The sequence below is a fragment of the Streptomyces sp. KL109B genome (assembly GCF_030766935.1).
Classification (GTDB): domain Bacteria; phylum Actinomycetota; class Actinomycetes; order Streptomycetales; family Streptomycetaceae; genus Streptomyces.
Genome location: NZ_JASERL010000001.1, coordinates 1257397 through 1279598, shown reverse-complemented (window position 1 = coordinate 1279598; position 22202 = coordinate 1257397). Strand labels below are relative to the sequence as shown.

20 protein-coding genes and 1 pseudogene are annotated in these 22202 nt (G+C 70.8%); 8 read left to right on the top strand and 13 right to left on the bottom strand.

Annotated features, from left to right (window positions below; translation table 11 throughout):
• Positions 1-28 precede the first annotated feature (28 nt).
• The 3 genes from RBJ65_RS06015 to RBJ65_RS06005 all read right to left on the bottom strand — a co-directional run bounded on the left by RBJ65_RS06015 (position 29) and on the right by RBJ65_RS06005 (position 2984).
• Positions 29-595 carry a DUF6114 domain-containing protein gene (locus tag RBJ65_RS06015; protein ID WP_306321794.1) on the bottom strand — a complete coding sequence of 189 codons (567 nt, stop codon included), beginning with the start codon at positions 593-595 and terminating at the stop codon, positions 29-31.
• Positions 596-749: 154 nt separating this feature from the next.
• Positions 750-1367, bottom strand: a complete 618-nt coding sequence (locus RBJ65_RS06010; RefSeq protein WP_306321795.1) for a DUF6230 family protein — start codon at positions 1365-1367, stop codon at positions 750-752.
• Positions 1368-2012: 645 nt separating this feature from the next.
• On the bottom strand, positions 2013-2984 hold the full coding sequence (locus RBJ65_RS06005; protein ID WP_306321796.1) for a tetratricopeptide repeat protein: 972 nt from the start codon (positions 2982-2984) through the stop codon (positions 2013-2015).
• Positions 2985-3295: 311 nt separating this feature from the next.
• On the opposite strand from RBJ65_RS06005, the gene RBJ65_RS06000 reads away from it, so the two are divergent.
• The gene (locus RBJ65_RS06000; protein ID WP_306321797.1) at positions 3296-3931 is read left to right on the top strand and encodes a TetR/AcrR family transcriptional regulator; all 636 of its coding nucleotides are present in this window, start codon (positions 3296-3298) and stop codon (positions 3929-3931) included.
• Between the two features lie 235 nt (positions 3932-4166).
• Positions 4167-5843 carry a hypothetical protein gene (locus tag RBJ65_RS05995; RefSeq protein WP_372341384.1) on the top strand — a complete coding sequence of 559 codons (1677 nt, stop codon included), beginning with the start codon at positions 4167-4169 and terminating at the stop codon, positions 5841-5843.
• A gap of 6 nt (positions 5844-5849) precedes the next feature.
• On the opposite strand, the gene RBJ65_RS05990 is transcribed toward RBJ65_RS05995, so the two are convergent.
• Both RBJ65_RS05990 and RBJ65_RS05985 read right to left on the bottom strand, forming a co-directional pair.
• Positions 5850-6944 carry an alpha/beta fold hydrolase gene (locus RBJ65_RS05990; RefSeq protein ID WP_306321799.1) on the bottom strand — a complete coding sequence of 365 codons (1095 nt, stop codon included), beginning with the start codon at positions 6942-6944 and terminating at the stop codon, positions 5850-5852.
• Between the two features lie 118 nt (positions 6945-7062).
• The gene (locus RBJ65_RS05985) at positions 7063-7977 is read right to left on the bottom strand and encodes a GDP-mannose 4,6-dehydratase (protein WP_306321898.1); all 915 of its coding nucleotides are present in this window, start codon (positions 7975-7977) and stop codon (positions 7063-7065) included.
• A 184-nt stretch (positions 7978-8161) separates the two neighbouring features.
• Between RBJ65_RS05985 and RBJ65_RS05980 the strand changes: the two are divergent.
• Positions 8162-9091: pseudogene (locus RBJ65_RS05980) on the top strand (sensor histidine kinase); the annotation flags it as partial.
• 21 nt (positions 9092-9112) lie between these two features.
• On the opposite strand, the gene RBJ65_RS05975 reads toward RBJ65_RS05980, so the two are convergent.
• Entirely contained in the window at positions 9113-10822 is a 1710-nt protein-coding gene (locus RBJ65_RS05975) for a methylmalonyl-CoA mutase (RefSeq protein WP_306321899.1), read from the bottom strand.
• Between the two features lie 143 nt (positions 10823-10965).
• Here RBJ65_RS05975 and RBJ65_RS05970 point away from each other — a divergent pair, with 143 nt between their 5' ends.
• Positions 10966-11310 (top strand): DUF3817 domain-containing protein, encoded by a 345-nt coding sequence (locus tag RBJ65_RS05970; RefSeq protein WP_306321800.1) that lies wholly within the window; start codon positions 10966-10968, stop codon positions 11308-11310.
• Between the two features lie 44 nt (positions 11311-11354).
• On the opposite strand, the gene RBJ65_RS05965 is transcribed toward RBJ65_RS05970, so the two are convergent.
• From RBJ65_RS05965 to RBJ65_RS05955, 3 genes are all read right to left on the bottom strand, one after another.
• Complete coding sequence (locus RBJ65_RS05965; protein WP_306321801.1) at positions 11355-11834, bottom strand: hypothetical protein; 480 nt, start codon at positions 11832-11834, stop codon at positions 11355-11357.
• A 163-nt stretch (positions 11835-11997) separates the two neighbouring features.
• On the bottom strand, positions 11998-12507 hold the full coding sequence (locus RBJ65_RS05960; RefSeq protein WP_306321802.1) for a MarR family winged helix-turn-helix transcriptional regulator: 510 nt from the start codon (positions 12505-12507) through the stop codon (positions 11998-12000).
• Between the two features lie 21 nt (positions 12508-12528).
• The gene (locus RBJ65_RS05955; protein WP_306321803.1) at positions 12529-13956 is read right to left on the bottom strand and encodes an MFS transporter; all 1428 of its coding nucleotides are present in this window, start codon (positions 13954-13956) and stop codon (positions 12529-12531) included.
• Positions 13957-14037: 81 nt separating this feature from the next.
• Between RBJ65_RS05955 and RBJ65_RS05950 the strand changes: the two genes are divergently transcribed.
• Together RBJ65_RS05950 and RBJ65_RS05945 are read left to right on the top strand one after the other, a co-directional pair.
• Positions 14038-15030 (top strand): DUF5937 family protein, encoded by a 993-nt coding sequence (locus RBJ65_RS05950; protein ID WP_306321804.1) that lies wholly within the window; start codon positions 14038-14040, stop codon positions 15028-15030.
• A gap of 127 nt (positions 15031-15157) precedes the next feature.
• On the top strand, positions 15158-16249 hold the full coding sequence (locus RBJ65_RS05945) for a glycoside hydrolase family 6 protein (protein ID WP_306321805.1): 1092 nt from the start codon (positions 15158-15160) through the stop codon (positions 16247-16249).
• Positions 16250-16301: 52 nt separating this feature from the next.
• Here RBJ65_RS05945 and RBJ65_RS05940 read toward each other — a convergent pair whose 3' ends face one another.
• The 4 genes from RBJ65_RS05940 to RBJ65_RS05925 all read right to left on the bottom strand — a co-directional run bounded on the left by RBJ65_RS05940 (position 16302) and on the right by RBJ65_RS05925 (position 20771).
• On the bottom strand, positions 16302-18257 hold the full coding sequence (locus RBJ65_RS05940) for a kelch motif-containing protein (protein ID WP_306321900.1): 1956 nt from the start codon (positions 18255-18257) through the stop codon (positions 16302-16304).
• A gap of 9 nt (positions 18258-18266) precedes the next feature.
• Complete coding sequence (locus RBJ65_RS05935) at positions 18267-20033, bottom strand: cellulose synthase catalytic subunit (protein ID WP_306321806.1); 1767 nt, start codon at positions 20031-20033, stop codon at positions 18267-18269.
• A gap of 103 nt (positions 20034-20136) precedes the next feature.
• Positions 20137-20430 (bottom strand): MTH1187 family thiamine-binding protein, encoded by a 294-nt coding sequence (locus RBJ65_RS05930; RefSeq protein ID WP_306321807.1) that lies wholly within the window; start codon positions 20428-20430, stop codon positions 20137-20139.
• On the bottom strand, positions 20427-20771 hold the full coding sequence (locus tag RBJ65_RS05925; protein WP_306321808.1) for a DUF3817 domain-containing protein: 345 nt from the start codon (positions 20769-20771) through the stop codon (positions 20427-20429). Before RBJ65_RS05925 ends, RBJ65_RS05930 begins: the two co-directional genes overlap by 4 nt.
• 129 nt (positions 20772-20900) lie before the next feature.
• On the opposite strand from RBJ65_RS05925, the gene RBJ65_RS05920 reads away from it, so the two are divergent.
• Positions 20901-21539 carry an AIM24 family protein gene (locus RBJ65_RS05920; protein ID WP_372341380.1) on the top strand — a complete coding sequence of 213 codons (639 nt, stop codon included), beginning with the start codon at positions 20901-20903 and terminating at the stop codon, positions 21537-21539.
• A gap of 8 nt (positions 21540-21547) precedes the next feature.
• On the top strand, positions 21548-22201 hold the full coding sequence (locus RBJ65_RS05915) for an AIM24 family protein (protein ID WP_306321901.1): 654 nt from the start codon (positions 21548-21550) through the stop codon (positions 22199-22201).
• The last annotated feature ends 1 nt before the right edge of the window (position 22202 follow it).

Here is a 22202-nt window from a genome sequence, read left to right as displayed (position 1 = left end):
CTCTGAAGAGCCCTCGTACTGCACCTCGTCAGCCGGCACGGTGCCTCCCGTTCGTCCCGTTGTTCGGGCTCGTCCCTGACACGTCGTCGTTTACGCCCGCGACCTGATAGGTGGCTCCCGCAATCGGTGGCACGACCGGCGCCGCGTCCGGGGACTTGGCGTGGTCACCGCCCTTCTTGGCCGAGTCCTCCTGCTGCTGCTCGCCCGGGGCCCAGGCGATGCCGAGACCACCACCGACGAGCGCGAGCAGGAAACCGATGACGAAGCCGCCGAAGTTCGACACCACGAGGGAGACAAGGGCGAGCAGAATCGCCGCGACGCCCGCGAACACACGGGAGTGCGGCTGGAACCACATCGTCAGGCCGAGCACGACCAGCAAGATGCCGATGATGAGCGAACCGGCACCGGCCGTGGTCGCCATCTTGATCGTCATGTTGCCGATCGCGAGGTTCGCGTACGGGAAGTACATGATCGGGAGGCCGCCGAGGATTGACAGCAGACCGCCCCAGAACGGGCGCTGACCGCGCCACCCTCGGAACGATTGGCGCATCTGACCAAGCTTGGGGCCCAGTCCTGCGTGCGCTTCGGCGCTCATGTCGTACAGCTCCTCGGGAAAGGCGTTGTTCTGTGGTGATGGTGGCTGTCCGGATACGGGCACGGGGACTGTCCCGTCACTGCGAGTGCCCCCGCGCCCGGCCGTTCAGCACATCAAGTGCCAAGCCCCCGGCCCGTACCCGGGCCTGCCGGGCCTAGTAGCACTCGTGCTTGCCCTTCTGGACCTTCATCTTGAGGCCGGAGAGCTTGAAGGTGCCGGCCGTGGTGGCCCACGCACGCTGCTGGACCTTCTCGAAGTGCACCGAGTCGGCCTGCTGCGCGAACGAGTTCGGGTCGGCCTTGTCGCCCTGGTGGATACCGGGGCCCTTCTTGGCGTCACCCGCCGCCACACCGATGTCGATGTTGTTGAAGGTCGCGTCGGCCTTCAGGTCATCGGCGTCGATGTACAGGCTCTTGGCCTCGACGGGCGCGCTCTTGTCCGCGCCTGCCGACAGCCTCATCGAGACGTCGCCGAAGACGGGGACGGGGACAACCACCGACTGGCAGAGGTTGTTGATCGTCGCCGACTTCATGCCGACGACGGCGACCGGGTGGTTACCCGTCTTGCCGGAGTCGACCGCGCCGTACTGGACAAAGCCATCGCCGTCGAGGGAGTCCGCCGTCACCTTGAACGACTGACCCGACACGCTGAACGATGCCGCGAGCGCGCCCTGGGACAGGGCGACACCTATCGCGGCGGTCGCCGCGACGCTCGGCACCATGACTACGGCGAACCGCTTCCATCTGGTTCCGCCACGAATCATGGAATTCATGACTGTTCCTCCTTCTCGGACGTACATCTCCGGCCCTGACTGCCCCGAAAGGCGGCTCAGCCGGGCAGGGATGGGAGAAGTGCTACGTCCTCGGGAAGGAGAGCGCCCGTATCGGAAGTGCTTGGTCTGTTCCGCACCCTGATCACCGGCGATCACCCCCGAGCGACAACCACTGGTCGCACCTGAGCCATCACGCGCAACCTGCCGGACAGGCCCAGCCGGACGGCTGAGACCCCCCTGTCCTTGACCGCCGGCGCTCCCGCTGGTTCGCCGTCGACCGCCCGGTGGGGACCCAAAAACCCCGCCGCGCGATTGGCTGTCGGACGGTGGGGAGAGGACCGAGCGTGCCCGATCGTGGTGCATTCGCGGCGCAGACACAAGGGGGTTCGTTACTCGCGGGTAACGGACGGATAACCGAACACGGACGGAGCGAGTCCGAACAACAACTCAGGGTGCCGTCAAGTGGTTTGCCATAAAGGTTGATTAGGGGACGGAACCGGACAGAAGATCGACTCTGACTTACTCCAAGTAACAGCGGCCGCGATTACCAAGTTTTGGTAAAGCGCGGCCGCTGTGATCCCCTGAAGACAGAACTTTCACTCCGGCATCACAAGCCGCAGTGTTTAACGACTGGTCACTGGCGACTCAGAAGAGAACTCGGGCCAGAGCCGTACGCGCGGTCGTCACGCGTGGATCGTCGCCGCCCACGACCTCGAACAGTTCGAGCAGCCGCAGCCGCGCCGCGTTCCTGTCATCGCCCGCCGTACGGCCCACCGTCTCGACGAGCCGGCCGAAGGCGTCCTCGACGTGCCCGCCGACCAGGTCCAGGTCGGCCGCCGCGATCTGCGCCGGTACGTCACCGGGCTTCTCGGCGGCGTCCCTGCGCACCTGCTGCGGGTCCAGGTTCTGGACGCGCTGGAGGAGCTGGGCCTGGCCGAGGCCGAGCTTGGCCTCGGTGTTGCCCGGGTCGTCGGACAGGACGTTCTTGTACGCCTGCACGGCGCCGTCCAGATCACCGGCGTCCAGCGCCTGTACGGCGGCCTCGAGGAGCGCGTCGTACGGTCCCGCCGGAGCCTCCTCCACGACCGGAGCCTCGCCCTCCGCCCCCGGGTCGACCTGGATGCCGGTGAGCCCGAAGCGCTCCTCGGCGACCTGGATCAACTGGTCGAGAGTGCCGCGAATCTGCTCCTGCGGGGCGGCGCCCTGGAAGAGCGGCAGCGCCTGACCGGCGACAACAGCAAAAACAGCCGGAATCCCCTGGACCCCGAACTGCTGCATCAACATCTGGTTGGCGTCGACGTCGATCTTGGCGAGGACAAAACGGCCGCTGTACTCGGCGGCGAGCCGCTCGAGCAGCGGGCTGAGCTGCTTGCAGGGCTCGCACCACTCGGCCCAGAAGTCGATGACGACGGGCACCTCGGTGGAGCGCTGCAGTACGGCGCTCTCGAAGTCCGCCTCATTGACGTCGATGACGAGGCTCGACGGCGGCACGGCGCCGCCGCCACCGGTACGGGCCTGCTCGGCGCGCGCCTGCTCCGCCTTCGCCTTGGCCTCCTGGGCCGCCTTCACCGCGGCGAGGTCGACGACTCCGCTCATGGACATGTTCCGTGGCTGCATGCGTACAGTCTCCCCCTTCCGCGGACGGTTGTGGGCCGGGTCCGTCTTCGCAGGCCTCCCGCCGGATTGCGAGGCGTACGAAGCGGACTCGGCCAATGACGCGGCGCCGGGTCCCCACCCGGCGCTCATGGTTGCCGCTCGCCCGAACCGCCCGGGGTGCAGAGCCGGACGCTCGTACGAGATCGAGTAGCTTTCGCTACGACTCGTAGCGTAACTGCCACGACCGGGACGCGGGAACCGGCCCCCGGTGATCCACTCGTGATCTGCCTCACGCGATCTTTGAGTGCTACCCGCCGGTATGGTCGATCACCATGCAGAGCCGCACGCCGCCTCCCACCTCCCCCAACGTCCGGACCGGCCGTCCGCGTTCCGCCGCGGCCGACGAGGCGATCCTGGAGGCGACGCGGGCGGGGCTCGTGGAGCTCGGCTGGTCGAAGCTGACGCTCGGCGACGTGGCGGCGCGGGCGGGGGTCGCCAAGACGACGCTGTACCGCCGCTGGCCCGGCAAGAGCGAGCTCGTCGTGGACGCGGTCGCGGTCCTCTTCGACGAGCTCGAACTTCCCGACCGGGGTTCGCTCGCGGCCGATGTGGAGGGCGTGGTCCGCCAGTTCGCCGCGATCCTCGACCGCCCCGAGACGAAGACGGCGCTGATGGCCGTGGTCGCCGAGGCCACGCGGGACGCTCCGCTGCGGGACCGCATCCGCACGTCCATCGTCGACCGCCAAAAACGCCTCGTCCTGGAGGGCCGCGCCCGCGCCGAACGCCGCGGCGAACTCCCCCCGGCCCCCGACCCGGCCGCGGCGGCGGCGACCGCGGACCTCATCTACGACGTGGCGGCGGGCGCGGTGGTGCACCGCACGCTGGTGAGCGCGGAGCCGGCGGACGCGGAGTGGGTGCGGCGGTTCACGGCGTTGTTGTTGGGCGGGTTGGCGGCGGCTTCGGGCTGAGGGCACGCCTGCCGCTGAGCCTCGCCGACCACTCCAAGGGCCCCTGGGGCCACGCCCACACGAGTGATTGGGGTGGGTGTGGCGCGCGCCTGCGGTGGGGGCCGGGCGGGGGCGTTGATACTACCGGCGGTGTCCGGGGTGGACCGCTCGCGAACACCGGCGGTCCGGTCGGCGGCCGTGCCGCGGTCAAGGGGACGGACGACCTGCGGATGTGATGATGAGTCAGCCATTGGCTGTGCGCCAGGGGGTGCGCGGGCTTCTGACGGTTCTGTGTGCGCTCGCCCTGCTCGCAGCGCCCTCTCCCGCGTTCGCCGAGGATCTGCTCGACGAGACCTTCGCCGACGCCTCGACGGCCTCACAGGACTGGCGGGTGTTCGGCAGCGCGGAGGCGGGTGACTGGGCGCCGTGTCTGACGGCCGGGACCGATCGGGCGGGGAAGCCGGTCGGTGGCTGCGCGCCAGGTCAGCAGGCCGTGCCCGAGGGCGGTGATCCGGCCGGGGCGGGCGCGCTGCGGCTGACCGACGCGGACGTGCGCGGGGAGTCGGGGCTCGTGCTCTACGACAAGCCGCTGCCGTTCACCGCCGGGATCGACGTCAGCTTCGACTTCCACAGCTACGCGGGGAATGTGTACAAGGGGCTGGGTGGTGACGGGATCAGCCTCGTGCTCGCCGACGGCGACACCGACGTGACCGGCCCCGGCGCGCAGGGCGGCGGCCTCGGGTACGCGCAGCTCGGCTCCGCGAACGGGCTTCCGGGCGGGTATCTGGGCGTCGGCTTCGACGAGTTCGGCTCGTACGGGAGTGACACCGGTGGCCAGGGGCGGGGGTGCGCCGAGCACCCCTCGGAGGCGCAGAAGCCCGGCGTGATCTCGGTGCGCGGACCCGGTTCCGGGCTCGACGGGTACTGCATGCTGGGTTCGTCGGCCCCGGTCGTCCCGCAGCTCGATGTGCCGTCGGCCGACGCCCGTACCGACCCAGGGGTCGTGCGCAGGGCCCGCGTCGTGGTCGATCCGGCGAACGCCGACGACCCTCACGTAACGGTGTACTACGGGACGCCCGACGCGATGACGCAGGTGCTGCGGGTGCCGTTGCCCGACAATCCGCCCGCCACCTTCAAGTTCGGCTTCGCCGGGTCCACGGCGGCCGCAAGCAACATCCACGAGATCCGGCAGGTGCGGGTCCGCAGCATCGATCCGCTGCCCCGGCTGCGGATCGCCAAGACGCACTCCGGGGGCTTCGAGGCGGGTGGTACGGGCGCCTTCCACCTGCGTACGGATGTGGCTGGGGACGGTGGCCCGGAGAACGCTCCGGTCACCGTCGCGGACCGGCTGCCCGACGGGCTGACGTTGGACGGCGAACCGTCGGGCGAGGGCTGGGACTGTTCCGGCGGCGATCCGGCGGGTGGGCGAGATGTTTCCTGTACGTATGCGGCGGACACCGGTCGTCCGGTCGCCGCCGGGACCGAACTGCCGGAGGTGACGGTTCCCGTGCGGGTGGCCGGGGACGCGGCGGGCGTCCGGACCAATACGGCCACCGTCGACTCCGTCGACAACGCGGGGGCGGAGGCGGACGGGCGGGCCGAGGACACGGTTGTCCTGCGGCCGCGCGGGGAGGGGACGGAGCCGGTGCCGCCGACTCCCACTCCCACTCCCACTCCTACGCCGACGCCGACTCCTACGCCGACTGCGCCAACCCCGGCTCCGTCAACGCCCACACCGGCTACGCCCACACCGTCCGCGCCGACACCGTCCGCGCCGACCGGTCCCGCATCGAAGCCGACCGGCTCGGCGCCGCCCGCCGACGGCTCACGGCTCGCCGACACCGGCACCCCGGCGGCGCTCGGATGGGCCGTCAGCGCCGCGCTGCTGCTGACCGGCACCGCGCTGTGGGTGGCCGCGCGACGCCGCCGGTGAGGCCCGTCAGTCGTTCCAGGCGCAACTGCCCAGCGTGGCACGCTTCTTGGTGACCAGGGCGTCCGCCTCGGTCGCCGGGAGCGCGCGCGTGCGCTTGTCGTGGCAGACGACCGTACGGTCCGAGCGGCCCGCCAGGTCGACCAGGATCTGGTCCCAGTGGCGGTACTGGACGTCGTGGCCGGTGTCGGCGTACGTGCGGGTCTTCACCGGCGCCGTGGCGGGCAGGTTGTCGCGCCACGACTTGAGCGTGCTCGCGGGAACGGTCGTGTCCTTGTCGCCGTGGTACAGGAAGACCGGGGCCTTGAGCTTCGACAGGTCCGGGCCGGGGCGCTCGCAGTACAGCCGCTGCTCGTGGACCTGCGGCGCCGGGTCGGCCTGCTGGCCGCGCTGGTTGTACGTCCGTGCCCCCTCCTCGTACGCCGTGTCCTGGAAGCCGGGGATGGACTTGACCGGGCTGTCGTCGGGGAAGGCCCACCACTTGCGCGGGTCCCTGATCTGGTCCTTGACGGCGGCGGCCATCTGGTCGTCCGTCAGGGCGCAGGACTCGGACTTCGGGCCGTACGGGGGCAGGGCCGCGGCGAGGTGCAGGGCGCTGATCCGCTCGGGGGCCTTGGCGGCGATCTCGGCGGCGTACGGGCCGCCGCCGGATATCGCGATCACCTTGAAGTCGCGTACACCCAGCTTGTCGAGGACTTCGAGGGCGTCCTTGGCGTAGTCGGCCTTGCCGAGCTTGGGGTCGTAATCGGTGTCGCCGAAGCCGTTGCGCTCGACCGTGATCATGCGCAGGCCCAGGTTCTGCCGGGTGGTCTGCATGAAGTCGGTCATGTGGACGGCGCGGGCGCTGGTGCCGGTGCCGCCGATGTAGAGCACGGGGGTGCCGGTGGCCGGTCCTGAGTCCGTGTAGTGCGCGGTGCGGCCGGAGGAGAGCTTCGCGGCGTGGACGTCCGCGCCGAGCGAGTCGAAGCTGTTCTGCACCTTCGGCTCGGCGGGCGGGCTCGCGCTCACCGCGCCGGCGCCGCCGATGGCGATGCCGCCGAGGAGGGCGAGGGCGGCGACGCCGACGGTGGTGGTCGTTCTGCGGGTGAGCGCGGGCAGTGACACGTGTGACTCCTGGGTTGTGCGTGGTACTTGAGGTACTTGACGTGCCCGCGCCTACCCTCCGGCCGGGGGCTGACACCGTGGCGCCCGCCTTGTCCGGGTTCGCCACCCGCTCCCCCTGTCAGACCTGGTAGCGCTCCGGAGCGAAGAGGTGCACGTTGTCGGCCACCCATTCCGACGTCCGCTTCAGGCCCTCCTCCAGTGACACCCGCGGCTCCCAGCCCGCCCAGTCGCGGGCCCGGGAGTTGTCCGAGAGCAGGCGGTGGACCTCGCTGCCGGACGGGCGCAGCCGGCCCGTGTCCGTGACGACCCGCGCGCCGCGGCCGGACGCGGCGATGAGCGCCCGCGCGAGGTCGCCGATGGAGATCTCCCGGGCCCCGGAGTGGAGTTGGGCCAGGATCGTGGGGATCACCGCGCGGGCCGACTGGCGGGGGCCGTAGGTGTTGAAGGGGCGGACGACCGTCACCGGGAGCTCGAAGGCGTGCCAGTGGGACAGGGCCATCATGTCCGCGCCGATCTTCGACGCGGAGTACGGGGACTGCGGCCGCAACGGGTGCGACTCGGAGATCGGGGCCGTGCGCGCCGTGCCGTGGACCTCGCTCGTGGAGGTGTGGACCAGGCGTCGGACGGCGTGCAGGCGGCAGGCCTCCGCGAGGTTCTCCGTGCCGACGACGTTCGTCTGGACGTACGCGCCCGGCGAGTCGTACGAGTACGGGATGCCGATCAGCGCGGCCAGGTGGAAGACCGTGTCGCAGCCCGCGACGGCGTCCGAGACGTGGCCCGGGTCGCGGACGTCGCCCGCCAGGAACTCGACCCGCGGGTCGGCGAGGAGGTGCGCCAGGTGGCCCTTCTCCGCGTACGGCTTGTAGTGGACGAACGCGCGCACCCGCGCACCCGCCGCCAGGAGGAGGTCGACGAGGGGCGATCCGATGAACCCCTCGGCGCCGGTGACCAGGCCGGTGCGGCCCGCCCAGACGAAGGCGGTGTTCACCGGGTTCTCGGTGTTCACGGGGTTCTCGGTGTTCACGGTGTTCATGGGCGCCACGTTCGTCGTGCCTGCCGTGCTGTTCATGCGTACTGCAACTCCCTTGTCTTTCCTGCCAGTTCGAGTACGCGGTCGGCCAGCAGGTCGGCCGCCTTCGCGTGCGGTCCGCCGGGGGCGGCCGCCGTCATCGCCGCGAGCCGTCCCTCTGCTGCCGGTGACGGACGCGACGCGGCAGGTCGCGGCGGCCGGCGGGTACTGGGTGTCGCGGCGCGGCCTCGCGCCGGTGGCACGGCTCACGGCGACGGCGGAGCGGATCGCGGCGACCCGGGACGCCCGGACCCGGATCGACGTGCCGCGCGGCCGGCAGGACGAGGTCACGCGGCTCGCGGCGTCCTTCAACACGATGCTGGGCGAACTGGAGGACTCGGTCGCGGCCCGGCGCCGCCTGGTGGCGGACGCGTCCCACGAACTCCGTACGCCGCTCACGGCGCTGCGCACCAACGCGGAGCTGCTCGCGCGGGCCGACCGGCTGGCCCCGGCCCAGCGGGACCGGGCCGCGGCGGCACTCGGCCGTCAGATCCGCGACGTCACGTCCCTGGTCAACGACCTGATCGAGCTGGCCCGTGACGAGGAGCCGCGGGCGCTGGTGGAGGAGGTCCACCTGGCGCTGGTCACGCGGGCGGTGGAGGCGGCGCGCGAGCACTGGCCGGAGGTCGGTTTTACGTTGACGGTGGCACCGGAGGCGGCGGCACTGACGCTGCCCGGGGTCCCCGCCCGCCTGTCGCGCCTGCTGGCCAACCTGCTGGGAAACGCGGCGAAGTTCACGCCGCCGGGCTCGGGGCCGGGCGCGGGACCAGGCGCAGGACCGGGCGCAGGGCCCGTCGAAGTGGCGCTGACGGAGCGGGGCCTGACGGTCAGGGACCACGGCCCCGGCATCGCCCCGCCGGACCTCCCCCACGTCTTCGACCGCTTCTACCGCGCGAAGGCGTCCCGGGCGCTGCCCGGCTCGGGGCTCGGCCTCGCCATGGCCCGTCAGATCGCCGAGGCGCACGGCGCCTCGCTGACCGCCGAACACGCGCCGGGCGGGGGCGCCCTGTTCCGCCTGACCTTCGCCGCGCAGACCACGCAGACCACGCAGACCACGCAGACGGAACAGGAGCGCTAGGCGCGCCCCCGAATCCCCCGGTCAGAACCCCGGCGGCTCCGTGTACACGCCCCACTCCTCGCGGAGCACCCCGCAGATCTCCCCCAGCGTCGCCTCCGCCCGCGCCGCGTCGAGCATCGGGGCGATCATGTTGGAGCCGTCGCGCGCGGCGACCAGCATCCGGTCGAGCGCGGCCCGCACACCCGCCTCGTCCCGCGCCGCCTTCCGGCCGCCGAGCACCCGTACCTGCTCCCGCTCGACCTCGTGGCTGACCCGCAGGATCTCCAGGTCACCGGTGACGGACCCGGTCGCCGCGTTCACGCCGACGACCCGCTTGTCGCCCTTCTCCAGGGCCTGTTGGTACCGGAACGCCGACTCGGCGATCTCCCCGGTGAACCACCCGTCCTCGATGCCGCGCAGGATGCCGGACGTGATCGGCCCGATCGGGTGCTGCCCGTCCGGGTGCGCCCGCAGGCCGCGCTCCTTGATCTGGTCGAAGATCTTCTCGGCGTCGGCCTCGATGCGGTCCGTGAGCTGCTCGATGTACCAGGAACCGCCCAGCGGGTCCGCGACGTTGCCGACGCCGGTCTCCTCCATCAGCACCTGCTGCGTGCGCAGCGCGATCTCCGCCGCCTGCTCGCTCGGCAGCGCGAGGGTCTCGTCGAGGGCGTTCGTATGCAGGGAGTTCGTCCCGCCCAGCACCGCCGCGAGCGCCTCGACCGCCGTCCGTACGACGTTGTTGTACGGCTGCTGAGCCGTCAGCGAGACCCCGGCGGTCTGGGTGTGGAAGCGCAACCACTGGGCCTTGTCGCTGGTCGCCCCGTACACATCGCGCATCCAGCGGGCCCAGATCCTGCGCGCCGCGCGGAACTTGGCGATCTCCTCGAAGAAGTCCACGTGCGCGTCGAAGAAGAAGGAGAGCCCCGGCGCGAAGACGTCGACGTCGAGCCCGCGGCTCAACCCCAGTTCCACGTACCCGAATCCGTCCGCCAGCGTGTACGCCAGCTCCTGCGCGGCCGTCGAGCCCGCCTCGCGGATGTGGTAGCCGGAGACCGAGAGCGGCTTGTACGCGGGGATGGCGGACGCGCAGTGCTCCATCAGGTCGCCGATCAGGCGCAGATGCGGCTCGGGCTGGAAGAGCCACTCCTTCTGCGCGATGTACTCCTTGAAGATGTCGGTCTGGAGGGTGCCGTTCAGGACCGACGGGTCGACTCCCTGGCGTTCCGCCGCCACCAAGTACATGCAGAACACCGGGACCGCCGGGCCGCTGATCGTCATCGACGTCGTGACGTCGCCCAGCGGGATGTCCTTGAACAGGACCTCCATGTCGGCCGCCGAGTCGATGGCCACGCCGCAGTGCCCGACCTCGCCGAGCGAGCGCGGGTCGTCGGAGTCCCGCCCCATCAACGTAGGCATGTCGAAGGCGACCGACAGACCCCCGCCGCCGTTGCGGAGGATCATCTTGTAGCGCTCGTTCGTCTGCTCGGCGTTGCCGAAGCCCGCGAACTGGCGGATGGTCCAGGTCCTGCCCCGGTACCCGGTCGGGTACAGGCCGCGCGTGAACGGGTACTCGCCCGGCCACCCGATCCGCTCGAAGCCCTCGTACGTGTCGCCGGGCCGCGGCCCGTACACCGGGTCGACCGGGTCCCCGGAGAGTGTCGTGAAGTCCGCGTCCCGCTTGCGGGCCTTGTCGTAGCGGGCCTGCCAGCGGCGGCGGCCCTCCTCGACGACATCGTCTCCGGCGGTGGACATGGCGTCAGCGTCCTTGCTTCCCATGCTCCAAATTTACTTGGACGTCCTAGTAAATGTCGAGAGCCCGAGCCCTCCCCGCCCGCGCGTCCCGGCCGGGGAGCCCCGCTCCGGGACAGAACAGACAACCCGTTACGCTCGATGCCATGAAGAAGAGCGTCCTCACCCGATACCGGGTCATGGCCTACGTCACCGCGGTCCTGCTGATCGTTCTGACGGTCGGCGTGATCGGCAAGCGGCTGCTGCACCTGGACGGGTTCGACGGCTTCGTCTCCGTCATCGGCATCGCCCATGGGTGGCTGTACGTCATCTACCTGGTGTTCGCCTTCGACGTGGGCACGAAGGCGAAGATGTCGCTCGGTCGGCTGGCCTGGGTGCTGCTCGCCGGGACGGTCCCGACCGCCGCCTTCTTCGTCGAGCGCAAGGTGACCCGAGAGGTCGAGCCCCTCATCGCGAAGGACAAGACCGGGACCAGCCCCGCCGCGGCCTGATCACCGCACCGGAGGCCACTTCGGAGGCCACTTCGGAGGCCACTTCACTTCACGATGGAGTGGCACTGCGTCGCGCGCAGCGCGCCATTGACGTAGAGCCGCGCACAGGCCTTGCCGTACTTCGGCAAGGTCTGTGGCGCCGTCTTCCGCAGCGGATCGCCCTTGCACTCCGTGTGCGTCCTGCCGCGCGAGGTCCGGTACGTCTTGTTGCTCGTGTCCGCGTAGGTGAAGTCGATCCGCCAGTTGCAGAACTTCGTGAACGTGACCGCCGGCCCGACGCAGTCCGCCCCCGCGAACTCATCCGTGATCTTCCTCCCCGAGCCCTTGATGGTGTGGGTCAGGAAACAGCCGACGGGAACCTTCACCGTGGCCCCCTGCAACCAGTAGGTGAAGCTGTCGATCGGGGTGGTCCCGGTGGCGCTGGCCTGCGCCGCGCCGGCCCCGCTCAGGGTCAAGGATGCGGCCAGCAGTGCCGTGCCCCCGGCGGACAGGACATCCCGGGCGGCGTTGCGGACTGTGAACAAGGCGAGTTCCCCTGCCGTCGAAGAAGGTGACTACTGATCACCGGTTCGGCGATCGTTCGGCAGCATTCCACGGCAAAATGCGCACATACGCCTCATAGGCGCACAACGCGAACGGGATCACCTTCAAGCAGTACAGCCCACCGCCCGGCGTCCGAGGCTCGCCTCACTCCTCGTCGAAATCACGGGCCGCCACCCGCAAGGGACGCAGCATCGCGAAGATCTCGCCGCACTCCTCGGCGTCGTACACCCCGAGCCCGAAGTCCATCGCCATGAGGTCGCGGGTGGCGGCGTCGACGGCCTCGCGGCCCTTCTCGGTGATGGTGGCGAGCGTGCCGCGCCCGTCGTTGGGGTTGGGGCGCTTGTCGACGAGGCCGGACTTCACGAGCCGGTCGACCGTGTTCGTCACGGACGTGGGGTGCACCATGAGCCGCTCGCCGATCTTCGACATGGGCAGCTCGCCCGCCTTGGAGAAGGTGAGCAGCACCAGCGCCTCGTAGCGCGCGAAGGTGAGCCCGTACGGCTTGACGACCGCGTCGACCTCGGCGAGCAGGATCTGGTGGGCGCGCATGATCGAGGTGATCGCGGCCATGGACGGCACGGACCCCCAGCGCTGCTTCCAGAGTTCGTCGGCGCGGGCGATCGGATCGAAGGCGAGAGAGAGGGGCTTCGGCACGCCCCCGACCTTACCGGGCGGTCATATGGCGGTCAGCCCCGTCTCGTCCTTTGGGCCGCCGCCCGCTTCCCGAACCCGTCCGCTCGCCCGCACTTCGAGGGCGAGCGCCGTGCAGCACACCCCGCCGACGAGCCCCGCGCCCGCCACCACGGTGGACACGTCGAACACTTCGGCGGCGGCTCCGGCGAGCGCCGTGCCGACGCCCTGGATCGTCATCAGCCCCGCGTTGTGCAGCGTCATGGCCCGGCCGCGCAACTCCTCGGGCAGCGCGTCCACGAACCAGCGGTCGAGCCCGAGCGTGTACGCGGAGCAGGCCCCGGCGAGCAGCAGGAGCGCGACCGCCCAGGGGACGCCGGGCACCGCCGCGTAGCCGATCAGGGGCAGCAGGGTCGCCGAGGCGAGGGGCAGCGCGATACGGGAGCGGGCGGCGGGCGAGAGCAGGGAGCCCGCGGCGAGTTCGCTCGCGACGGTGCCGACGGCCATCGAGCACATCAGAAGTCCGACGGCCGCCGAGCCCGCCCCGATCTCGTCCGCGTACGCCGCCGCGAGCGCCTCCGGCGCGATGACGAACATGGGCGGCACCCAGAGGAGGAGCAGCAGGGCGCGGATGCGGCGGTGCCGGAGGACGTCGCGGGCGCCTGCGAGCGAGTACCGCAGTAGCGTGCCCTCTCCTTCTCCGCCGGTGAGGCGTTCGCGCGCGGGGCGTGCCTTCGTGCCGAGGCGCAGCAGGGTCGCCGAGCAGAGGAAGGTGACGACGGTGATGGCGAGCGCGCCGCGCGGGGAGACGACCGTGAGCAGTACGCCGCCGAGGCCGAAGCCGACGAGGAGCGCGCTCTGCGACACGATGCGCAGCAGCGAGCGGCCGAGCACGAAGAGGTCGCCGTCGCCGAGCACGTCGGTGAGCGTGGCCATGCGGGTGCCGTTGAACACCGGGGAGACGAGCGCGATGACGCAGCGCAGCGCGAGCAGCGCGCCGACGGGGGTGGCCGGGAGCGCCATCAGCGCGGCACATCCGGCGCACACGAGGTCGCAGGCCACGAGGACGCGCCGGGGCGGGAACCGGTCGGCGATCCCGGACAGCAGCGTCCCGCCGACGAGGTACGGCAGGAAGCCGAGGGTGAAGGTGAGCGCGCTCAGCAGCGGCGACCCGGTCAGCCCGTACACGAGGACGGTGAGCGAGATCTCCGCGACGACGACGCCGAAGAGGGAGGCGGCGTGGGCGGTGAAGACGGCGCGGAACTCGGCGATCCGGAAGAGCCGGGTGTAGCCGGGCCGTTGGCCCCGGGCGGGGTCCTTCCGGGCGAGGACCTCTCCGGCGGGGTTCTCCCCGGCGGGCGCGGCGGCGGGAACCTCCCGGGCGGGCGAGGCCGCGGACGCGGGGGCGGGGGCGGGGGCCTCCCCGACGAGCTCCTCCCGGGCGGGTGCGGCGGCGGGTTTCTTGTTGGGCATGGGCGCAGGCTGCCGCCCGCCGCGCGGCGGTCGTAGTGTTTCGGCGTCCGGCGAATGTTGCGGCCCGGGAGGGGTGGCGGGATGCCGTTGCACCTGCGGTTCGGGCGGGAGGACCTGCTGCGCTGCCGGTTCGCGGTCTCGCCGCTGTGGGAGACGCAGGAGGCGATCCGTACGCTCAAGCGGCCGGACCGGCACGGGTATCACCTGCCGTGGCTGCGCCGGGTCCGCGCCGCCGCCGAGGGGCTCGACCTGGCGCCGGTGTGGCTGTTGATGCCGCGGCGCGGGCACAGCCCGGACTTCCTCGGGCCGCCGCCGATCGGGCCCGCGGCGACGTTCGACGAGGAGATCGCCGCGCTGCGGGCGACGGCGCCGGACGAGGCGCTGCGCGGCATCACCCAGTCGCTGGCCTGTACGCCGGGTGCCGCCGGCTCGCCGCTCGGGCGCGCCCTGCTCGCCGAACCGGCCCGCGCCGTAAGGGAGTTGGCGGACCTCGTGGAGCGCGCATGGCAGGTCCTGGTCGAGCCCGAGTGGCCGCGGCTGCGCGCGCTGCTCGAAGCGGACGTGGCGCACCACTCGCGGCGCCTCGCCGAGGTCGGCCTCGAAGGGCTGCTCAAGGAGTTGCATCCGCGGGTCGACTGGGAGCCCGGCACGCTCACCCTCACCGCCCGCGCGAGCGAGCACAGCCGGGACCTCGACGGCCGGGGCCTGGTCCTCCTCCCCAGCGTCTTCTGCTGGCCTGACGTGGTGAGCGGCTTCGAACCGCCGTGGCAGCCCACCGTCGCGTACCCGGCGCGGGGCGTCGGCGCGCTGTGGTCCGCGCCGCCCGCGAGGCCGCCCGACGCGCTGGCGAAGCTGCTCGGCCGGGGCCGCGCCGACGTGCTGTGCGCGCTCTCCGAACCGGCGTCGACCAGCGCGCTCGCGCACCGCCTCGGCCGCGCGCCGTCGTCCGTCTCTGCGCACCTGGCGGCGCTGCGCGCGGCGGGCCTGCTGACGTCGCGGCGCCACGGCCATCAGGTGCTGTACGCGCAGACGCCGCTGGGCAGCGCGCTCGTGACGGGTGATCAGGGAGCGTAAAGGGGCGGAGTGGGCCGGGACGGGATGGGCCGGGGGCTAATGCGCGGCGAAACGGCAACCCTGTGTAACGATTGCCCGGTATTGACCCGATTAACAAGGTTTCGCACGTTCCGAACCAGGGGGCAGGATGCCCGTCCCGTCCGTCCGCACACCCGCCCGCACCTCCACCCGCGCGCTCGCGGTGGCCGCCGCCGCGCTCCTCCTCTCCGCGTTCACCGTCGGCTGCTCCGACGGCGGCGCCGGCTCGGGCAGCACCGGCGGCGGCCGCGACTCCGCCGCCGAACCCGCACGGCAGAGCGCCCCGTCCGACAAGGCCAAGGCCGAGGCCAAGGACTCGTCCCCGTTCTGGGTCGACCCGGACTCGGACGCCGCCGACCAGGTCGCGAAGTGGAAGGGCGAGGGCCGCGGCTCCGACGCCGCCCTGATCGAGCGCATCGCGGCGCACCCGCAGGCGATGTGGGCGCCGGGCGACTACCCGAAGCCGCCCATCGCCGAGGCCGCGGCGCAGGCCAAGAAGGCGGACAGGACGCTGGTCCTCGTCGCGTACAACATCCCGCACCGCGACTGCGGCCAGCACTCGGCGGGCGGGGCGCACAGCGCGGACTTCTACCACCAGTGGATCGACGCGTTCGCCTCCGGCATCGGCGACGCGAAGGCCCTCGTCGTCCTCGAACCGGACGCGATCGCGCACATCGTCAGCGGCTGCTCCCCCACCCAGTACGAGGACGAGCGCTATACGTTGATGTCGTCGGCGGTCGACCGCCTGAAGCGGCAGCCGAACACAAAGGTGTACATCGACGCCGGGAACCCGGCCTGGATCCCCGACGCGAACAAGCTCGTGGAACCGCTGCGCCGGGCCGGCGTCGCCAAGGCCGACGGCTTCTCCCTGAACGTCGCCAACTTCCAGACGGACAAGGACAGTTCGGCGTACGGCCGCCGCCTGTCCGAACTCCTCGGCGGCGCCCACTTCGTCGTCGACACGAGCCGCAACGGCGCGGGCCCCTACGGCGACGGCCAGGGCGACGCCTGGTGCAACCCGCCCGGCCGCGCGCTGGGCTCCGCCCCGACCACGAGGACGGGTGACGCCCTCCTCGACGCGAAGCTGTGGGTGAAGCGGCCAGGGGAGTCTGACGGGGCGTGCCGAGGGGGGCCGTCAGCGGGGACGTGGTGGGCGGACTATGCGCTCGGGCTCGCCAAATCCAGCCCCTCCGGCGATTGAGGAGCGGGGTCCGGGGCAGCGCCCCGGGACCGCAACCACCACTCCCCAGGCGCTACTCGACATGCACCCACTCCGCCTCCGACGACACCCCATCCGCGTCCGACACGAACAGCATGTACCACCCCGGCGGCACCAAGGACTTGTCCTTCGGGACCGTCACCGACACCGCCCCCTTGGACTTCTTCACGTCCAGCGCGATCGACCGCTGCTCCACGTCCGTCGTGTGCGTCACGGCGGACGGCCGCATGAGCCGCGCCTTCACGATCCCGTCGGCGTCCTTCGTACGGAAGGTGGCCGCACCGCTCTCCGGCAGTTCCTTCGGCCCCGCGCCGAGCACGGGCCGCCGGTCGCCGCCCCGGTGCAGCGCGGGCGGCGTGTAGATCTCCATGCGCTGCTCGAAGTGGCCGAGCTTGGTGTTCTGCTGGTTGTCGTAGAGCGGGTCGGAGCCGAAGCTGACGACGCGGCCGTCGGGCAGCAGCAGCGCCTCGGAGTGGTAGTTGCGGCCGACCTTGGGGGCCGCCGCCTCCTGGAAGGCGTTCGCCTTCGGGTCGTAGAACTGCGCCTTGAGGATGTTGCTGGCGCTGCGGCCGCGGTAGTCGGACGAGCCGTTGGTCGTGAAGACGGAGTCGTCCGGCAGGATGACGGAGTTCAAGTAGCGGGTTCCCTGCGGGAGTTGGGGACCGTCCTCAAATGAAGGGCTCTTCTCCTTCAGGTCCACCACCGCCGTGCGCGCCGTCGACTTCTTCGACTCGCCGACGCCACCGCCTCCAAGGATCATGAACCGCTGGTCCTGCGCGGGCGGCAGCAGCAGCGAGGCGGACGTCTCCGTCTGGTCCGTGTCCGTCAGGCCGGGGACCTTCTCGAACTTGTTCGTCTTCAGGTCCCACAGCCCGGGGACACGCCCCTTGTCGGCGGGGCCGTAACCGGCGTTCGAGGCCGGGTAGAAGAGCTTGCCGCCCTTGGTGAGGAAGAGGGCCGGGTAGGTCGGGAAGTAGCGCTTCGGGCCCATCGACCACTTCTTGGTCTCCGGGTCGTAGATCTCGTTGTCGCCGGGGTCGATCATGCCGACGTCGTCGAGTCCGGAGACCGCGAGGACCTTGCCGTCCTCAAGGCCGACGAGCGTCGGGTACCAGCGGGCCTTCTCCATCGGGTCGACCGGCACGTACCGCTCGGCGACGGGGTCGAACTCGTACGCCTCCTTGATGCCCTGGAAGTCCTGCTTCTCCGTGGTGATCTTCTCGGAGAGGCCGTACGTGTTGTCGGCGTCCTTGCCGCGCAGGCCCTCGATCTCGTACTGGGCGTGCTCGTCGGTGACGTACCGCCTGCCCTGTCCCGCGGCCTCGACGAAGACGCGGGCCTCGCTCGCCTCGACCTTTGTCTTCCAGGGCCGCACGGCGCCGGCCGCGTTCCGCTTCTTGTCGAAGGTGCGCTCGGCCTTCGGCACGGTGACGTCGAACTTCGATACGTACTCGACGCCCGACGGGGAGCGGAACCTGGTGCCCTTCTTCAGGTGCACCGCCTTGTCGGGGCTCTCGTTCTTGACGCGCATGCCGCCGCCGGCCTTCTCGACCTCGCCGTCGAGCCGTTCGTAGCGGGCGGTGCCGCCCGCCACCAGGAGCCGCCCGCCGGGGAGTTGGGCGTGGCCGCCGCAGAAGAAGTCGGCGGGGGTGGGGATCTTCTCGAAGGTGTTGGCCTTCGGGTCCCACAGGACGGTGTCGAAGGAGCCGGCGTCGAATTTCTTCTGCTCGTTGCCGGAGCCCGCCACGATGAGGACCTTGCCGGTGTGCAGGAGCGCGGCGTGGATGGCGTTGGTGCGGTACTCCCGCGGGATGTCGACCTGCGACCAGGAGCCGTACTTGGCCTTGTAGCCGGGCTGGGCGATCTTCCAGTCCTCGTACCGCTCGGTGGCGAAGGTCCAGGCGGCCGGGGCGTTCAGGCCGACGAGAAGGGCGACGCCGCCCGCCCCGAGGACGGTCTTCTTCGTCCGGCGGGACGGTCTGTAGGCCAGGGCCATGGGTCAGTTCCCTCCTGAGGTCGTCGTACTGGAGACCGGCCGCGCAGTGATGCCCGGCTCGATCTGCGCCCGGGCCGCCGCCGTGGCCGCCGCGGCGGCGCGGCGCTGAGTGACGTACCAGACGACGGGCGGCGCGAGCGCGATCGCCAGGGCGAGCACCGCCCAGGTGCGCATGGCGACGTGGGTGTGGTCGAGGACGACGGACGCCACCAGCGACATGGCGAGCACGCCCGCCCAGAACAGATGGATACGGAAGGTCAGCGGCCGGTCGGCGCTGGCGTCGCCGCCCTTCGGGGTGACGACGAAGCGGCTGGGGCGGCCGAGGAGGGCCGCGCCGAGCGACTTCAGGTAGATGGGCGCGGAGATCGCCGACATCGCCATGCCGGCGAGGCCGCCGGAGCCCTCGGGTTCGTGCGGCGAGACGTTGTGCCGCCGGTTCCAGAGGTAGAGCCCGATCTGGAGGGCGGCGGCGTCGCTGTAGAGCATCAGCCACACGGACGCGGACACCTGCGTGCCACTGGCCCCGAACCACAGGAACAGTACGCAACTCAGCACGCCCAGCAGCCAGTTGACGGCCGTCATCGGGTAGTAGACGAGCATCATCGAGTACGAGAAGAGGCGGCCCGGCGGCATCGACGACGGCGCCTTCCAGAACTGCCGGAACAGCGTCTCGTACGTGCCGCGCGACCAGCGGGTCTGCTGGGTGAAGAAGTCCGTCCAGGAGGCGGGGCCCTCGCCGACCGCGAGCACATCGGGCGTGTAGACGGAGCGCCAGCGCTTGTGGGTGTCGGGGTTGCGGTGGCGGTGGATCTCGAACCCGGTCGCCATGTCCTCGGTGATGGAGTCGACGAGCCCGCCGATCTGCTTCAGGGCGGAGATCCGTACGACGTTGTTGGTGCCGACGAACATGGGGGCGCGGTAGCGGTTCCCGGCGCGCTGGATCAGCGCGTGGAAGAGGAACTGCTGGGATTCGGCGGCCTTGGTGACCGGGGAGTCGTAATTTCCGTAGACCTGCGGTCCGACGACGAACGCGACGTCCGGGTCGCGGAAGTAGCCGAGCATCCGCTCCAGGAACTCGGGGTGCGGCACATGGTCGGTGTCGACGGAGGCGAAGAACTCGTAATCGGCGCCGTGCGCGGCGAGCCAGGCGTTGTAATTGCCGTGCTTGGTACGGGACTTGTGGGGACCCTTCGCCTGGTTCCACTCCGGGATGTCCCTGCGGGTGAAGTGGCGGACGCCGAGCGCGGCGCACAGGGCCTTCGCGTCGGGGTCGTCGCCCTCGTCGAGGAGCCAGACGTCGAGCGGCCCGTCGTGGGTGACGCGCACGGCGCCTTCGAGGGTGGCGCGCACCATCGACAGGGGTTCCTTGCCGGGGACGTACGTCGTGAGGAACGCGACGCGGGTGCCGGGCTCTGGCCGGACGGGGACCGGGTCCCTGGCCACCATCGTGGCGTGGGCGATGGATATGACGTTGACGAGCATGAACAGCTCGATGAGCCCGATCGCGAGCAGCATCACGATGTCGAGCGAGACCATCCAGCGGTCCCCGCCCTCGCGTTCCACCCAGTGGGTGGGCCACACCAGGTACACGAGGAGCGCCCCGGTGAGCAGGGGCGCGAGCGTCATCAGAAGGACGGCACGTATTCGGTGCGGCTCGTTCGACAGAAGCGAGGTGTACCGCACCCGGTAAGCGCGGTCGCCGGGCGGCTCGGTGAGCGGCCCGGCGAGCCTGCTGTAGGTGTCGTAGTCGTAGCCCTCGTCAGGCCGCACAGCGCCCTCCAGGATCTGGTGATCGACCGTCTCGGTACCCCAACAAAAGGGGACTTTCCCGGGCGTGTCGACCAGAAGAGCGCGTACGAGTGAGGTACGGCGGCTACTCGGAGAGGTGGCGCTCCACCGTCTCGACCTTCGACGTCAGACCGTCCGTCACACCCGGCCGGATGTCGGCCTTCATCACGACGGAGACGCGCGGCGCGCGCTCCTCGACGACGGCGACGGCGCGCTTGACCACGGCCATCACCTCGTCCCACTCGCCTTCCACGGAGGTGAACATGGCGTCGGTGTGGTTCGGGAGGCCGGATTCGCGGACCACGCGGACGGCGTCGGCGACGTACTCCCCCACGTCCTCGCCGACCCCGAGCGGGGTCACGGAGAAGGCGACGATCATGCGCCGACCACGCCCTCCCGGCGGGCGCGGGTCGCGATCACGGCGGCCTCGCCCTCGCGCTTGAGCTTGCGCTCGGCGAAGAAGCCGCCGGTGGGCAGGACCGAGAGGACGAAGTAGAGGGCGGCGGTGCCGAAGCTCCACTTCGCCTTGTTCCAGGCGTCGAGCCAGAAGATCACGTACAGGACGAAGAGAACGCCGTGGATCATGCCCATCACGGGCACCGCGTTGAAGTCCGTCGTCCGCTTCAGGACGGAGCAGATCAGCAGCAGGAGGAAGGAGACGGCCTCCGGGGCGGAGACCAGGCGGAGGCGTCGGAGGGCGGAGGCGGTCTTGAGGTCCACGGTGCACCTTCGGCTCAGTGGGGCGAACGGACGTTGATCTTGTGAATGTGCGCACAAGCGTTTCCCCATTGTGGCATCGCGCCGATGGGGGCCTGTCGGCGGGCTCACCTCGCCCGCTACCTTCACCTCGTGGCTACGTTCCGACTGCAGGGCAGCAAAGTGCTGGCCGTCGACATGACCGGCGACAGCGTGAAGGCGAAGAACGGCTCGATGGTCGCCTACGACGGCCGGATGGCGTTCAAGAAGCTGAGCGGGGGCGGCGAGGGGATACGCGGGATGGTGACCCGCCGCATCACCGGCGAGCAGCTGACGGTGATGGAGGTGAAGGGCGAGGGCACCTGCTGGTTCGCGGACCGGGCGAGCGAGATCAACCTGGTCGGGCTCCAGGGCGACAAGCTGTACGTCGAGTCCAGCAACCTGCTGTGCACGGACTCAGGACTGCGCACCGGCACCTCCTTCACCGGCACCCGCGGCGCCTCCCAGGGCAACGGCCTGTTCACGACGACCGTCGAGGGGCACGGGCAGGCGGCGATCATGAGCGAGGGCCCGGCCGTGGTCCTCCGGGTCAGCCGCGACTACCCGCTGACCGTCGACCCCGGCGCGTACATCGCGCACCAGGGGAACCTGCGGCAGTCGTTCCAGTCCGGTGTGACCTTCCGTACGTTGTTCGGGGAGGGCGGCGGCGAGGCCTTCCAGATCCACTTCGAGGGCGACGGGCTCGTCTACGTACAGCCCAGTGAGCGCAACACGATCGCGGGGGACGTGTGATGACCGCCATGGCAGCGTTCCGCGAGATCAATTCGAAGATGGTCGAGGCGACCGTCGTGCCCGGGCAGCGGCTCTACAGCCAGCGCGGGGCGATGCTCGCCTACAAGGGAGACGTCTCCTTCACCCCCAATACGCAAGGCGGACAAGGGGGGTTGATGTCGATGATCGGGCGGCGGGTCGCGAACGAGGCGACGCCGCTGATGACCGTCGAGGGCAGCGGCACGGTCCTGTTCGGGCACGGCGGCCACCACGTGCAGGTGATCACACTGTCCGGCGACACCCTGTACGTGGAGGCGGACCGGCTGCTCGCCTTCGACGGGGCGCTTCAGCAGGGGACGATGTTCATGGGCTCGCAGGGCGGCGTGATGGGCATGGTGCGCGGCCAGGTGACCGGGCAAGGGCTGTTCACGACGACGCTCAAGGGGCACGGCGCGGTGGCCGTGATGGCGCACGGCGGCGTCATCGAGGTGCCGATCACTCCGGGCCGCGCGGTGCACGTCGACCCGCAGGCGTACGTCGCGCACCACGGCGACGTACGCAACAAGCTGTCCACGGCGCTCGGTTGGCGGGACATGGTGGGGCGCGGCAGCGGTGAGGCGTTCCAGCTGGAGCTGAGCGGGAGCGGTGCGGTGTACGTCCAGGCGTCGGAGGAGAAGCTGTGAG